The 14,102-nt window shown below is 57.8% G+C and carries 13 protein-coding genes; 12 read left to right on the plus strand and 1 reads right to left on the minus strand.

The window, feature by feature from the left end; genetic code table 11:
• Genes CA51_RS13365 through mnhG form a run of 6 tightly spaced genes read left to right on the plus strand, consistent with a single transcriptional unit; the run spans position 1 to position 3,532 of the window.
• The gene (locus tag CA51_RS13365) at positions 1 to 414 is read left to right on the plus strand and encodes a Na+/H+ antiporter subunit B (RefSeq protein ID WP_145121362.1); all 414 of its coding nucleotides are present in this window, start codon (positions 1 to 3) and stop codon (positions 412 to 414) included.
• Positions 415 to 419: 5 nt separating this feature from the next.
• Positions 420 to 767, plus strand: a complete 348-nt coding sequence (locus CA51_RS13370; RefSeq protein WP_145121364.1) for a Na+/H+ antiporter subunit C — start codon at positions 420 to 422, stop codon at positions 765 to 767.
• Positions 764 to 2,392, plus strand: coding sequence for a Na+/H+ antiporter subunit D (locus tag CA51_RS13375; protein WP_145121366.1), 1,629 nt, complete (start codon positions 764 to 766; stop codon positions 2,390 to 2,392). Before CA51_RS13370 ends, CA51_RS13375 begins: the two co-directional genes overlap by 4 nt.
• The gene (locus tag CA51_RS13380; protein WP_145121368.1) at positions 2,389 to 2,862 is read left to right on the plus strand and encodes a Na+/H+ antiporter subunit E; all 474 of its coding nucleotides are present in this window, start codon (positions 2,389 to 2,391) and stop codon (positions 2,860 to 2,862) included. Before CA51_RS13375 ends, CA51_RS13380 begins: the two co-directional genes overlap by 4 nt.
• Entirely contained in the window at positions 2,859 to 3,188 is a 330-nt protein-coding gene (locus tag CA51_RS13385) for a monovalent cation/H+ antiporter complex subunit F (protein ID WP_197451159.1), read from the plus strand. The genes CA51_RS13380 and CA51_RS13385 overlap by 4 nt, the downstream gene beginning before the upstream one ends.
• Positions 3,185 to 3,532 (plus strand): monovalent cation/H(+) antiporter subunit G, encoded by a 348-nt coding sequence (gene mnhG, locus CA51_RS13390; RefSeq protein WP_145121370.1) that lies wholly within the window; start codon positions 3,185 to 3,187, stop codon positions 3,530 to 3,532. The genes CA51_RS13385 and mnhG overlap by 4 nt, the downstream gene beginning before the upstream one ends.
• A gap of 257 nt (positions 3,533 to 3,789) precedes the next feature.
• Here mnhG and CA51_RS13395 read toward each other — a convergent pair whose 3' ends face one another.
• Positions 3,790 to 5,607 carry a sulfatase-like hydrolase/transferase gene (locus CA51_RS13395; RefSeq protein ID WP_197451160.1) on the minus strand — a complete coding sequence of 606 codons (1,818 nt, stop codon included), beginning with the start codon at positions 5,605 to 5,607 and terminating at the stop codon, positions 3,790 to 3,792.
• A gap of 334 nt (positions 5,608 to 5,941) precedes the next feature.
• Here CA51_RS13395 and CA51_RS13400 point away from each other — a divergent pair, with 334 nt between their 5' ends.
• From CA51_RS13400 to CA51_RS13425, 6 genes are all read left to right on the plus strand, one after another.
• Positions 5,942 to 7,510, plus strand: coding sequence for a sulfatase (locus tag CA51_RS13400; RefSeq protein ID WP_145121374.1), 1,569 nt, complete (start codon positions 5,942 to 5,944; stop codon positions 7,508 to 7,510).
• Between the two features lie 183 nt (positions 7,511 to 7,693).
• Positions 7,694 to 8,257, plus strand: a complete 564-nt coding sequence (locus CA51_RS13405; RefSeq protein WP_145121377.1) for an ECF-type sigma factor — start codon at positions 7,694 to 7,696, stop codon at positions 8,255 to 8,257.
• A 61-nt stretch (positions 8,258 to 8,318) separates the two neighbouring features.
• On the plus strand, positions 8,319 to 10,664 hold the full coding sequence (locus tag CA51_RS13410; RefSeq protein WP_145121378.1) for a serine/threonine-protein kinase: 2,346 nt from the start codon (positions 8,319 to 8,321) through the stop codon (positions 10,662 to 10,664).
• A gap of 115 nt (positions 10,665 to 10,779) precedes the next feature.
• Entirely contained in the window at positions 10,780 to 11,502 is a 723-nt protein-coding gene (locus tag CA51_RS13415; RefSeq protein WP_145121380.1) for a CYTH domain-containing protein, read from the plus strand.
• Entirely contained in the window at positions 11,487 to 12,182 is a 696-nt protein-coding gene (locus CA51_RS13420) for a DUF4956 domain-containing protein (RefSeq protein WP_145121382.1), read from the plus strand. The genes CA51_RS13415 and CA51_RS13420 overlap by 16 nt, the downstream gene beginning before the upstream one ends.
• 46 nt (positions 12,183 to 12,228) lie before the next feature.
• Entirely contained in the window at positions 12,229 to 14,031 is a 1,803-nt protein-coding gene (locus CA51_RS13425) for a CotH kinase family protein (RefSeq protein WP_145121384.1), read from the plus strand.
• Positions 14,032 to 14,102: the final 71 nt, after the last annotated feature.

The following is a 14,102-nucleotide window of genomic DNA, read 5'->3' on the forward strand; positions in this document are numbered from 1 at the left end:
ATGGACTCGGTGATTCTGAAAACGGCAATTCGATTCCTGATGCCACTGATTCTGCTGTCGTCGGTGTTTCTGTTCTTGCGCGGACACAACGAACCGGGAGGCGGTTTTGTGGGAGGCCTGATGGCCAGCGGAGCGATCGTGTTGTACGCGATCACTCACAGTGCGGCTGCCGCTCGACAAGTGGTGCGTGTGCCGCACCGCGTATTGATCGGTTCGGGATTGTTGATGTCGCTCTGTAGTGGATTGCTGCCACTGTTTTTGGGCCGACCTTTTCTCACCGGCATGTGGACAACGATCACAACGACGGGATTCGGAAAAATCCATCTCGGTACGCCGCTGCTGTTCGACCTCGGTGTCTTCTGCGTAGTCACCGGTGTCACCCTCGTTTTCGTTTTTTCACTCCTCGAAGAATAGGCCTCATGGATATTGTCTTGGCGATCACCGTCGGTGGTTTGTATGCCGCAGGGATCTATATGATGATGCGTCGCAGCGTCGTAAAGCTGGTGATTGGGCTTGGCTTGCTGAGCCACGCGGCCAACCTGCTGATATTCACAGCGGGTGGCGTCGTGCGTGGCCGCGCTCCGGTGGTTCCTGCTGGAGAAATGCAACCGCTATCGGAGGTCGCCGACCCACTTCCTCAAGCGTTGATCCTGACGGCCATCGTGATCAGTTTCGCAGTGCTGGCGTTCACGTTGGTTCTCGTTTATCGAACGTATCAAACGCTAGAAACCGATGATCTAGACCAACTCAAGGCGACCGACACATGAATGCTCAGGTTGCCGTAATCGCACCGATCGCTCTACCACTCGCCACGATGGCGGTACTGTTGTTTGCGTGGAAGTCGATCGCTACTCAGAGAGTCATCGGTTTGATCGGTTCGGCGTTGTTGACCGTCTCCGCCGCTGTCCTGTTGTGGCTTGTTGACCGCAATGAATTCATCGTATTGCAAGTCGGAAATTGGCCCGCCCCTTTCGGCATCACGCTGGTCGCGGATCGGTTGAGTTCGATCATGGTGATGCTGGCGGGGCTGATGGGCTTTGCGGTGTCGGTCTATTCGCTGGTGTCGATCGATGAGAGTCGCGTGAGTTATGGATTCTATCCGCTGATGCAATTATTGCTGATGGGTGTATGCGGAGCGTTCCTGACCGGCGATCTGTTTAATCTCTATGTGTGGTTTGAAGTCATGCTGATCGCGTCGTTTGTCTTGTTGACACTCGGTGGCGAACGAGGGCAACTCGAAGGTGCAATCAAGTATGTGACGTTGAATCTGATTTCTTCTGCGGTGTTTCTAGCGGCAATTGGAGTGATCTACGCAGCGACCGGAACGCTGAACATGGCCGATCTCGCACTGAAACTGCGGAGCTTTCCCGATGAAGGGATCGTATCCGTGTTGGCGATGCTGTTTCTGATCGCGTTTGGAACCAAAGCCGCCGTCTTCCCACTCTTCTTTTGGCTGCCCGCCTCGTACCACACTCCGCCGGTCGCCGTCTCCGCAATCTTCGCCGGCCTACTGACGAAGGTCGGCGTCTATTCGCTGATTCGCGCGTTCACGCTGTTGTTCGTCACCGATCTGGAATTCACTCACGACCTGCTGTTGCTGATCGCCGGCCTGACGATGGTGACGGGTGTGCTGGGAGCGATGGCGCAGAGCGAGATTCGCCGCATCCTATCGTTTCATATCGTGAGTCAGATCGGGTACATGTTGATGGGACTGGCGTTGTTCACGCCGCTGGCGCTAGCCGGTTCCATCTTCTATATCATCCATCACATCGTCGTGAAAACAAATCTGTTTCTGATCGGCGGTATCGTCGAACGGCGGTTCGGGAGCGGGCAACTGAAAGATGTCGGCGGCCTGTATCGTTCCGCACCGATGCTGGCGACATTGTTCTTTCTGTCAGCCATGTCGCTGGCGGGAGTGCCGCCGCTTTCGGGGTTCTTCGCGAAACTGACATTAATTCAAGGCGGTCTTGAAGCGGAAGGATACGCCATCGTTGCGGTGGCACTTGTGGTGAGTCTGCTGACCCTGTTTTCGATGACGAAAATCTGGGCCGAAGTCTTTTGGAAGCCGGCACCCGACGATCAGGCGACCACTGCGCGCGTCGCCAATTACTCAACGTCTGAGCGTTTAAGCTTGTTCAGTCCGATACTCCTACTCGCAACCATCACCATAGGAATCGGTGTACTTGCCGGACCGGTGATGGATGTTTCCATCGCCACCGCCAAACAACTGCTGGACCAAGACGCCTACATCGAAGCCGTGTTGCCCGACCATCGTCTGACCGATAGCCACCCGAGCCCGATTGTCCCGGTTGCAGAGGCCGCAAACTCCGCTGAGCAGAGCCTTGAGCCGCATGAACTTCGACCACGCCCTCGCGGAGTGACATCGCAATGATCTACTTCTTTTTCAACATCTTCCTGGCACTGGTCTGGGCACTGGCGAGCGGACAAATTTCTTTGTCAAACCTCGGGCTCGGCTTTCTCCTCGGGTACGCGGTCCTCTGGTTTTCAAAACCGTTGCTGGGACCGACGGGCTATTTCCGACGATTGCCAGTCGCTTTACGGTTTGTCGTTTTCTTCTTCTGGCAACTGGTGTTGTCCAATCTCCGTGTTGCCTACGATGTCATCACGCCTCCGCTTTACATGCGACCGGGAATTGTGGCTGTTCCATTGGACGCAAAGACCGATCAGGAAATTACTCTGCTGGCAAATTTGATTACGCTGACACCGGGCACGTTGAGTCTCAATTTGTCCGAAGACCGAAGCACACTGTATGTGCATGCGATGTTCGTCGACAGCCCCGACAGTGTCCGCGACAGCATCAAGAACGGCTTTGAGCGACGACTACTGGAGTTGATGCGATGATGCTCGACTGTCTTGTGAACTTCGCAACCGCCACCAACCCAGTGTTGGCAGCGACAGCTTGGGTCGATTTAACCGCTCAGGTGTCGATGGTGGTGCTGGTAGTCGCTCTGTTCCTTGCGTTTCTGCGGCTGATCCTAGGCCCGTCCCTCCCCGATCGCGTAGTCGCAATCGATCTAGTCGCGGTACTGCTGGTCGGACTCATCGCCGTCAGTGCCGTGGAAACCGGAGAAGTGATTTTCCTGCGAGTCGCCATGGTTGTTGCACTGTTCAACTTCATCGGGACGATCGGGTTCTGCTGGTACTTGCAACGAGGGCCTCGCCAATGAATGACATCTTGACGATCTTTCTACTCATCACCGGCACCGCATTCGCGCTGTTGGCTTCGATTGCGATCGTGCGAATGCCCGATCTCTACACGCGAATGCACGGTGCCACGAAGTGTGCGACCCTCGGTGTTGGTTGCACCATTCTCGCCGCCGCCGTGCGATTCGCGAACATGGAGACGGCTACCGTCGCGGTCTTAATCATCGGGTTCCTGTTTCTGACCGCACCGGTGGCTGCTCACATGATTGGGCAGGCCGCTCATCGTCAGCAGGTCCCAAAATGGAGCGGCACGGTGGTCGATGAATCACCGGCCGCGGATGCTAACGAAGAAACACGGAGCAGTTAGCACGAAGAACGATCAGCTAGCTGGTCTTCGGTTCTTACGTCCCCGCGAGACCGACGCGCGGGGCGATGCCCACGCGGTTAAACGCAATACCGTTCAACGAAGGAGCCTCGGACCGTCGCAAGAATTGGCGGCGTGATGTAGTGGACGAGGTTACGAGTCCCTGCGATTTGGTCTGATGCATGCAAGAGGACTCGTAGCCTCGTCCACAACGTTTCGTTGAACTGTATTGCGGTTAAACGAGTGTCACATCAAACTGGCTAATTTTTATCGCCGTCGTCAGCCGCCTTTCTGATGTAGACGTAAAAGGCTCCGTTGAGAACCTTGTCGTCATCGTCCAACAGCGCGGTCGTTAGCGTGGTCGCTTCGCCGGCGGGGACTTCCATCTCGAAGACGACAGCGTCATCTTGCGGCTTGATTGCTTTGGCCGCTTCGCCAACACCCGCGAGTGCGACGCGAGCCTTTGTTGCCGGAATCACCTTTCCTGCGCCGGTGGAGCTTTTACCGGCGATCGCACCGCCGTCTTCGCGGGGCCAGCGGCGGAGTTCAATTTGGTAGCGACCTGCGGAATCGAAACGGATCGAATGAGTGCCTGTTCCGACGACACCTTGCAGGATGTGGCTCTGGTTCCACGGCGTCATCGACTTGCCGATCCAGCTGTGCGCGTAAAGCGTCAACTCCGGTTCTTTCCGATCGTCGACGACAAACGGCGGGAAGGCTTCCCAACCTGCCGAGATGTCGTCCCACCAGGCGTCGTAGCTTTCGACCAATGACGCGACCGTGGAATCGTTGCCCGCGATGATGTTGTCGTTGGTGTCGCGGTCGACAAGGAAATCGTACAGTTCCTGTTTTGAAGTCGGCTTGCTTTGGATCAGCCGCCACTTGTGCGTGATCTTGCCGTCCTGAACTTCATCCCGCAAAACGCACGCCCTTCGCCACTTCATCAGGTCGGCTTCACGCTGCGTGTCGATGATCAGCGTACGTTGTTGCGGCGTGTAGTCGTCGCTCAGCAGCATCTCCTTGAGGCTGATGCCGTGCAGCGGCAGCCCACCGTCGGGACGCTTAAATCCCCATAGATCCATGAATGTTGGCAACAGATCCATCCCGGCGGTCAACGACGCCACGTCGCGAGCCGTTTCGGCCGAACCGCCGATGCCGCCGTTCTTCCACCGCCAGAAGCACGGAACGTTATGCCCTCCGTCGTAGTGGCTCCCCTTGCGGTCGCGTAGGCCGCCCAGTCGCCGCCCCGTCGTTCCGTTGTCGGTACTGAAGATCACCAGCACATCATCTTGGATCCCTTCGGCGGCGAGGAACTCGTCCATTTGTCCCATGTTTTCGTCGACGTTTTCGATCAGCCCGTCAAAGCCCTTTTTGAAACCATGCGGTGCGTTGAAGGGACTGTGCGCTGCGTTGGTCGGCAGGTAGCAGAAAAACGGCTTGCCTTCGTCGACCGATTGTTTGATGAATTCCTTGGAGCGCTCGAACCAGTAGTCGGTGCAAAACTTATCGGCCGGCAACGTCTTGCCGTTCTCCCAATAGACGTCGGCCGCCGTCGGTTTGCCATCGAAATCGACGCCGCTGTAATAGTCGTTCATCCAATAGTCTGGCCCCTGGCCGACGCCACCGCCGCCGTGGACCACGGCGACATCAAATCCGCGGAAGCGAGGTGAATAGGGATAGCCGTCGCCGAGGTGCCATTTACCGAAGATCCCCGTACGCCAGCCGTTGGCTCGAAACACCTCAGCCATCGTCTGTTCGTTCTCGCGCAGCAGCTCCCGCCCGGCGATCGTGTGCCAGACGCCACCGGCATTGATCGCGCGGCCCGTCATGATCGAACCGCGCGACGGCGCGCACGTGCTGCCGACGTGGAAGTCGGTCAATCGCAGACTCTCCCGATACAGCGAGTCGATATTCGGCGTTTCGAGATCGCTTGGATACAGAACGTCGATGTCGCCGTAGCCGATATCGTCGACCAGTACAAAAACGATCCCCTTGGGCGTAGGAACCGACTCCGCGTGCACCGGCGTTTTCGCCAGAGCCAATGCGAGCACAACACAACATGTAAGTAGATATTTCATCGAGAAGACTCCAGGATGCCGCCGCGGCCCCGGCATAGCCGACGGCCAATTTTTCTATTCACAGCTACCCTATCGTACCATGGATGCGGTGGAACTAAAGTTCGCAAACGCCACTTTGGCGGCACTCCGCGCCGTGGTGGCGCTCAAGAAAACTGGTAGCTATCGCGTGCCGACTGTCGATACGTCTGGTTAAGCAGAATTCTGCGTTGCTGGGCGTTTGTTGGTACCCACACCTACCACGCAAGGTTTACAATGTGGGACGCACCGCCTCGCTTCAATTCGAGCGGGTGCAAAACTATTCCCGCCCCTGCTGGCAACCTTTAGGAATCCATTGATGCGTAAGATTCTAATCCTGGTGCTCCTGCTGGTGTTAGCGCCAGCGGTTCGCAGTGCGACCGCAGCCGATCCGCCATCGCAACCGAACGTGTTGTTCATTTCGATCGATGACCTGAACGATTGGACTGGAGCGATGGGAGGCAATGTCCAAGCGAAGACGCCCAACTTGGATAAGCTCTGTCGCCAAGGCATCCTGTTCACCAACGCGCATTGTTCTCAAGCGGTCTGCACCGCCTCGCGGAATTCGATCTTAAGTGGGCTGCATCCGAGCACCACCGGTTGGTACAGCTCCACCGCGATGATGCGGCGGACTTACGACCAGGTGATGGGCGATCACAAGATGCTGCCCCAACACTTCAAGGACAACGGCTACGAAACACTTGCGGTCGGCAAGGTGTTCCATCAAGGCGTCTCGGACTATCGCGACCGTACCGATGACTTTTGGAACGTCACCGGGCCAAACTACAAGGTCTCCAAAAAGCTGCGAGCTCGCGGCGAAGGATATGGCGGAACCAAGTTCTATCCATTCCCAAAAACGGGTAGCCAGATCATCGATCGTTACGGCAAGAAGTACGCTGACGGCAACTCCCTGTGCTACGGAGCTCTCGATCGCGTCGACATACCCAACGGCAAAATGTACGACGAATTGATCGCCGAGTGGGCGGTCGAGCAATTGCAGCAACAGCACGACAAGCCATTTTTCATGGCCGTCGGATTTGTCCGCCCCCACGTTCCCTACACGGCTCCCAAAGAGTTCTTCGATCTGTACGATCTCGACGAGATCATCGTTCCCGAAGTTCCCGACGATGAGATGGCGGACATCCCGATGATGGGGAAATCGATAGCTTACGGAACGCTTCGTTCGGGAGATCATCACGCGGTCGTCAATCTCAGCGACACCTATTGGCGTGAAATGGTCTACGGCTATTTAGCCTGCGTTTCGTTTGTCGATGCACAAGCCGGCAAGGTATTGGATGCACTAGCGGACAGTCGTTATGCCGACAACACGATCGTCGTGTTGTGGTCCGACCACGGCCAACATCTCGGCGAGAAGAAGCACTGGCGGAAGCAGGCGTTGTGGGAAGAGGCGACGCGTGTGCCGTTGGCCTTTAAGGTTCCCGGCGTTTCGAAACCGGGCACACAATCCGCCGAAGCTGTCAGTCTGCTGGATCTCTATCCGACGCTTGTCGACGTCTGTGGACTGCCCCCTGCGCCGGCGTTGGACGGGGAGAGCCTGCTGCCGTTGATTCGCGATCCCAGTCAAACGCGAGAACAGCCCGTTCTCATCAATTGGTATTACGGGAACTACGCGGTTCGCAGCGACGACTGGCGGTACATCCGTTATCGCGACGGCAGCGAAGAGCTTTACGATCATCGCTGCGATCCCGCCGAGCGGACGAACCTGATCGGAAAAGAAGGCTTCACGGAGATCATCGACCAGCACAGCCGCTGGATTCCCAAGGAAGACAAACTGCCCGCTGGCAGCGACAGCTGGAAAGGAGACGCTTTGGATCGGCGGATCGAAAAATGGCGAGCCGATGATTCGGTCCCCGACTGGCTGCAGTAGCGAATCAATTGTTGACGCTGCCTCCATGCTGCGGGGGCAGCATCAGCCACGGCTACCTCGGCCCGCCCACGCTGGCAGGACATGCGGTACGACTTGCACAATGCTTGGTACCGTCGGCGGAATCGCGTCGTTCCAGCCCCTGCCAACGTATGGCGATCTTTTGCGATCGGTTACGATGGAGGAATGAACAGCGACGTCACAAACATTCTCGAAGCGATCGACAACGGGGATCAGCAGGCTGCGGAGCAGTTGTTGCCGATCGTCTATCAGGAACTTCGTCGCTTGGCCGCCAGCCGGATGACTCGTGAGAAGGCGGGGCATACGCTGCAACCGACAGCTCTGGTCCACGAAGCGTTCATGCGGCTAGTCGGCGGAACCGACCGGCAGAAGTGGAGCGGCCGGGAACACTTCTTTGCCGCCGCTGCGGAATCGATGCGGCGGATCCTTATCGAAAGCGCTCGCCGACGGAACGCGGAGAAACGTGGTGGCGGGATGGTGCGGGCGGACCTTGGCGAGAACGACGCCGCGGTTTGTCCTCAGGACGACGAGACGCTGCTGGCTCTCAACGAAGCGTTGATCAAGCTGCAGGATCACGATGCTCGGTTGGCCAAGTTGGTCGAGCTGCGTTATTTCACGGGGATGACGATCGACGAAACCGCCAACGTTTTGGGCGTTTCGTCGCGGACCGTCAAGCGAAACTGGACCTACGCCCGAGCTTGGCTTCGCAATCAAATGGATGGCGAATAACAACGCGAAGATTCGCGGAATTTTTTGTCCCTTTGCGATCGGGTTTGACGCAATACAAGTTATGCCCCATCCCAGTCAACAAACGATCTTCCTGGAAGCGCTCGATCGCGAGGAACCCGATCAGCGAGCCGCCTACCTGTGCGACGCATGCGGCGACGATGCGCAGCTGCGGTACGAAGTCGAAGCGTTGCTGGCGGCGCATGATCGTCCCGGCAACGCCTTGGATCGTCCGCCTCTTTCACCTGTGCAGATGGACGAAACACTCGACGCCCCCGCCGTTCAAAGCTCCAGCCACATCGGAACGTCGATCGGTCCCTATCGCTTGATGGAACAGATCGGCGAAGGAGGATTTGGTCTCGTCTTTGTCGCTCAGCAAGAAAAGCCGGTCCGCCGCAAGGTCGCATTAAAGATCATCAAGCCGGGGATGGCGTCGCAGCAGATCCTGGCTCGGTTCGACGCCGAACGGCAAGCCGTTGCGATCATGGACCATCCCAATATCGCAAGGGTCTTCGACGCGGGAGTGACCGACGACGCCCGTCCCTACTTTGTGATGGAACTTGTCAAAGGGCTGCCGATCACGAAATTTTGCGACCAACATACGATGCCGCTGCGGCAGCGATTGGAACTGTTTCGCGACGTCTGTGCCGCCACGCAGCACGCTCACCAAAAGGGAGTCATCCACCGCGACCTAAAACCGTCCAACGTGATGGTCACGATGCACGATGACAAACCGGTGGTGAAGGTGATCGATTTCGGCGTCGCCAAAGCGATCGGCCAAAACCTGACCGACCAGACGATCTATACACAGTTCTATGCGATGATCGGTACGCCGCTGTACATGAGCCCCGAACAGGCGGCGATGAGTGGTTTGGACGTCGATACACGCAGCGACATCTATTCGCTGGGTGTGCTGTTGTATGAACTGTTGACGGGGACGACGCCATTCGATCGGAACCGCCTGGAAACGGCGGGATACGATGAGATGCGGCGAATCATTCGCGAGGAACAGCCGCCGCGGCCGAGCATCCGACTGACAACGATTCAAGCGGCCGACACCAACACAACCGTTCAACCTCGAACGCACGTCGAACTGACGGTGGCGAAACAGCGTGAAGCGATCCCAACCGATTTGGACTGGATCGTGATGAAAGCTGTCGAGAAGGATCGCACTCGCCGCTACGAATCTTCCTCAGCGATGAGCGATGACTTGCGGCGGTTTCTCGAATCGGTGCCGATCGAAGCTCGGCCGCCGTCGAAAGCGTATCGGCTGCGCAAGTTCGCGGCGCGGAATCGGGCCGCCTTGCTGACCGCTACCCTCGTCGCCACCGCTCTGTTGTTGGGGACGGCCGCCAGTTTGTACCAAGCGTCACGAGCCGTTGCCGAACGGGACGAAAAGGAATCGGCACTCCGCGATGCGATCGAAGCACGCAAAGAAGTCGAACAGTTCGCCGACAATCTGAAGAACGCCAATCAGTTGGTTAGCGAGGCGATTGCCAACGAAAACGCGGAAGAGTTTGCGGCCGCGAACGCGAAGTTCAACGAAGCTGTCGATTTGATGCCGAACTACTATCTGGTTTGGTTCCAACGAGCGATGATGCGAGCTCGGTTGAGCTTGTGGGACAAAGCAGCCGAAGATTTCTCCAGAGCGATGCGGTTGGAAGCTCCTCTTGCCAGCCGGCAGTGGGAAGGAGCCGCCGCACTCTTTTATGTGACCGGCCGCTCGGATGACTACCGTGAAATCTATTCGCGATTGATGAAGCAGGGGGCCGACGATACGCGACCGCTGACGTTTAATACGCTGCGTTCGTGCTTGATCGATCCGCTTAATGCAACCGATGCGAAGCGTTTGGCTGACGATAGCGAAACGCTGCTGGACGAAGCGGAAGCGAATGGTTTTGGCGGGCCCGGCTTCGGTCCTCCGGAACCTGGCAGCCGACGCCCCAACGGCCCCCAGAGAGATGGCCCGGGACCTGGCGGGCCTCGCGGTCCCGATGACGGTCCAGGGAGGCCGATGTTTGCTCCGCGTAGCGTCCTTCAATACATCGCGGGTTGGGCAAGATTGCGCGCCGGCCAGCCAAGGCAGGCGTTGCGTTGGTTGGAGCTGGCGTCGCATTCGCGGGGCCCCAGCGGCACGATGGTCCATTCGCTGCGCGCGATCGCGTATCACCAGTTGGGTGACGACGCACAAGCCGAAACCGAACTCGCGTTGGCCGACGATGCGTTGCGAACGATGACCGGCAACGTGGTCGATCGCTCGGGCAACACCGGTCCGTGGATCGACTTCGTCGAAATGGTGATCCTGCATCGCGAGGCGACGGAAATGCTGACCGGTGCAACGCCCGAGATCGATCCTCAATTCGAGGCGTTTCAGCAACGCGGCCGCAGATCGCTTGGGCTCGCCGACTAATTCAATCGATTTCTTCGATTCCTTGGCCCACTGCAGCAATTCGATACGCACTACATGTTGAAAGGGTGACCCGTCACCGCCGCTTCAACCGCGTTCGTCATTGCGAGTCAGTCGTTTGAAATACAGCCCCCGTTCGGAATTCACGTTTGTCTTGACCGATGCCGTGGTCGAAGCCGTACTGACAGCGGTTCGCCGCGACGGCGGTCCGCTTTCGACAGTCGATTGCCTGGAGGATCGCTATTACGTCGGCAAGCCTTCGAAGAGACCATCGTCTAAATCGCGACAGTACCGCATCCGACGTTTTGGCTGTTGCGGAGCAGTCGCATTGGAGTGCAAGCGTTGGAAGGATGATCTCGCCTCGCTTCGCCAAACGCATGTCGATGCCAACGACTTGCCGCGTCTCGATCCGGTGAATGTCGACAAAAAGTGGCCCGGTAAATGGTTCCACAAAGAAGTTGTCAAAAAGCAATTGAGTGCATGCTTGAACGTTGGCTTCGAGCGGACCGTCTTGTTCCCTCAAGCATCCGACAACTGCCGATTGACTTTGGATCGAAACATCCGTCTCAAAACGCCAACATCCTACGACACGCTCGCCAACTGCGACGAAGACGCCGGCTTTGTTTCGCTTCAATCAAACTTCTTGCGGATGAAATTCGCCGACGCGCTGCCGCTGCGTTTTAAGCGACTGCTTTATGAGTTCCAGTTGTTGCCGGTTCAACCGACGACATTGATGACGTTGGCCCAACAGCGGCTCGCGTCGACCGAATCGAATTCCGTTGCATCCCCAAACCAAGTCGGCACACTCGACAAGGAAACCATCCAATGCCAACTTGGCTAACCCCATCGGTCGATCCCTCTCAGCTGCTTGGCACGCCAAACGATAGCAGTGCATTGCAGATGGCGTTGCGTCTGGGGACCGCGTTCCTGTGCGGATGCGCGATAGCCGCGATCTACTGGGGCGTGCGTCCACGTGAAAAATTCCTGCCTACCTTTCCGCCGACGTTGGTGCTGCTATCGATTCTGTGTGCGATGCTGCCACTGGTGATCGGGCAAAACGTCGCCTGGGCCTTCGGACTGGTTGGGGCACTGTCGATCGTCCGCTTCCGCACCGTCGTCGACGATACGTACGACATCACGTTTGTGATCTTTGCCGTCCTCGTCGGGATGGCAGTGGGTGCCGACCAGATCACCGTCGCGTTGGTAGGTATCAGCGTGATGGGATTGGCCGCCGCCTTGGTCCGCCCTCGCGGTGGCAACAGCGGTCCGGTCACGCCCCAGGACACCAGGCTCGAGATTCGGTTGGCGGTCGGACGAGATCCTCAGTTGCTGTTCCACGAGGTCTTTGAGGCCCTGATGAGCAAGGTCGAGTTCACCTCCGGATCGACAAGCAAACAGGGAGCCTCGCTCGATCTGCAGTACCGGGTCCGCCTGCGTCCCGATGTCGATCCGGTCGAAGTCCTCAACCGTTTGAACCTTATCGAAGGAGTCCAGAGTGTCGATCTTCGCCCGGCTCGTTAACTAGCTTCCCATCCCTCTTCAACCAATGAACACCTCAGGTGCAAACATGAAAAAGATCGTTCGTTCACTACTGTTTCTGGTCCCGTTGGGAGCGATTGCCGCCGGAATCGTCTACGCCCAACGCCCCGGCGTGTTTGGCTTTGGACCAGGCGGTCCCGGCGGGCCTGGAGGCCCTAACCGCGAAGAGCGAAAGATTGTGAAGGACTACGATGTCGACGGCAACGGTTGGCTTAACGCCGATGAACGCCAAGTCGCTCGCAAAGCGATCGCGTCGGATGCCACGATGGAAGGAGAGCGTCGAGGCCGTGGTGGTCCTGGCGGCCCCGGAGGCAGAGGTCGCGGTCCCGGTGGGCAATCCGAACCGGGAACCCCAGGCCCGAAGGTGGAGGTTGCCGACGTCGCCGTCTATCCCGACAAACCGCTCTACGATCCCAGCGTCCTGCGAACGGTCTTCCTGGAATTTGAAAACGACGAGTGGGAAACGGAGCTAGAAGAATTCCACGGCACCGATGTCGACGTTCCTGCGACGATGATCGTCGACGGAAAGACATACGAAGGTGTCGGCGTGCACTTTCGCGGTGCCTCTTCCTTCGGGCACGTTTCACGCGGTTCCAAGCGATCGTTTAACGTCTCATTGGATACGATAGACGAGGACCAGCGAATCGGCGGCTACAAGACGTTGAATTTGCTCAACTGTCACGGCGATCCCTCGATGATGAGTAGCGTTGTCTACTCGCAGATAGTTCGCAAATACATTCCGGCGCCCAAAGCCAACTTTGTCCACGTGGTCGTAAATGGGGAGAGCTGGGGGCTGTACAACAGCGTGCAACAGTTCGACAAGACGTTTCTGAAGGAGAACTACGACGGGTCGAAGGGGACCCGCTGGAAGGTTCCCGGCAACCCAGGCGCCGATGGCGGGTTGCGTTATCTGGGAGACGACTTGGCCGAGTACAAATCGCGGTTCGAGATGAAATCGAACGACGGCGAGAAGGAATGGCGGGCGTTGATCGAGTTGTGCAAGACGCTGAACGAAACGCCGCCGGAACAATTGGTCGCCGCCCTCGAGCCGATCCTCGATATCGATGAGACGCTAAAATTCTTAGCTCTGGATGTGGTGCTCCTCAACGGCGACGGATACTGGACGCGCGCAAGCGACTACAACCTGTTCCGTTCCAAGGATGGGAAATTCCACATCATTCCACACGACATGAACGAAGGGTTCGGATTGGCGGGGCACGGCGGTCCGAGACCAGGGCGTGAAGGTCGCGACGGTCCCGGACGCGGACCAGGACGCGACGAGCAGTTCGGCCGCGGTGGACCTCCTGAATTTGGTCCCGGTCGTGACTTCGATCCCCGCCGCCGCGGTGGCCCCGAAGGTCGTGGTGGTCCGGACGGTCGCGGTGGATTTGGTGGTCCGGACGGCTCTGAAGGTTTTGGTGGCCCCGGAGGTCCCGGTGGCTTTGGCGGTCCTGGACGAGGCATGGGACGCGGACCTGGAGGACGTGGACCGCGCGGCGGTGGTGTCGACACCGATCCCTTGATCGGACTCGACAGCGATCGGATGCCACTGCGCAGCCGACTGCTAGCGGTCCCCGAACTGCGAACGCGTTACATGCAATACGTGCGTGAGATCGCCGCCGATTCGGTCGCTTGGGATCAACTGGGGCCGATGGTCGAAGAGTATCGAAATCTCATCGATCCGTTGGTCAAAGCCGACACGCGGAAGCTCTCTTCCTACGAAGCGTTCCAAAACGCAACGACCAGCGACGCTCCCAAAGCGGACCAACCGATGTCGCTGCGCAAGTTCGCCGAGGAGCGGTCGAAGTTCTTGCTTTCGTACGAACGTTGATTCTGCAGAACCGATCGTGAAGTCGCTCTGAATCGAGAGCGACTTCATGTTCTTTCCATCGCAACGCAACG

This window comes from Rosistilla oblonga (assembly GCF_007751715.1).
GTDB lineage: Bacteria > Planctomycetota > Planctomycetia > Pirellulales > Pirellulaceae > Rosistilla > Rosistilla oblonga.

What these genes read in the sequence shown, in the direction of transcription:
- CA51_RS13365 (WP_145121362.1), top strand. Translation starts at nt 1, where the DNA reads ATGGACTCGGTGATTCTGAAAACGGCAATTCGATTCCTGATGCCACTG.
- CA51_RS13370 (WP_145121364.1), top strand. Translation starts at nt 420, where the DNA reads ATGGATATTGTCTTGGCGATCACCGTCGGTGGTTTGTATGCCGCAGGG.
- CA51_RS13375 (WP_145121366.1), top strand. Translation starts at nt 764, where the DNA reads ATGAATGCTCAGGTTGCCGTAATCGCACCGATCGCTCTACCACTCGCC.
- CA51_RS13380 (WP_145121368.1), top strand. Translation starts at nt 2,389, where the DNA reads ATGATCTACTTCTTTTTCAACATCTTCCTGGCACTGGTCTGGGCACTG.
- CA51_RS13385 (WP_197451159.1), top strand. Translation starts at nt 2,859, where the DNA reads ATGATGCTCGACTGTCTTGTGAACTTCGCAACCGCCACCAACCCAGTG.
- mnhG (WP_145121370.1), top strand. Translation starts at nt 3,185, where the DNA reads ATGAATGACATCTTGACGATCTTTCTACTCATCACCGGCACCGCATTC.
- CA51_RS13395 (WP_197451160.1), bottom strand. Translation starts at nt 5,607, where the DNA reads ATGAAATATCTACTTACATGTTGTGTTGTGCTCGCATTGGCTCTGGCG.
- CA51_RS13400 (WP_145121374.1), top strand. Translation starts at nt 5,942, where the DNA reads ATGCGTAAGATTCTAATCCTGGTGCTCCTGCTGGTGTTAGCGCCAGCG.
- CA51_RS13405 (WP_145121377.1), top strand. Translation starts at nt 7,694, where the DNA reads ATGAACAGCGACGTCACAAACATTCTCGAAGCGATCGACAACGGGGAT.
- CA51_RS13410 (WP_145121378.1), top strand. Translation starts at nt 8,319, where the DNA reads ATGCCCCATCCCAGTCAACAAACGATCTTCCTGGAAGCGCTCGATCGC.
- CA51_RS13420 (WP_145121382.1), top strand. Translation starts at nt 11,487, where the DNA reads ATGCCAACTTGGCTAACCCCATCGGTCGATCCCTCTCAGCTGCTTGGC.
- CA51_RS13425 (WP_145121384.1), top strand. Translation starts at nt 12,229, where the DNA reads ATGAAAAAGATCGTTCGTTCACTACTGTTTCTGGTCCCGTTGGGAGCG.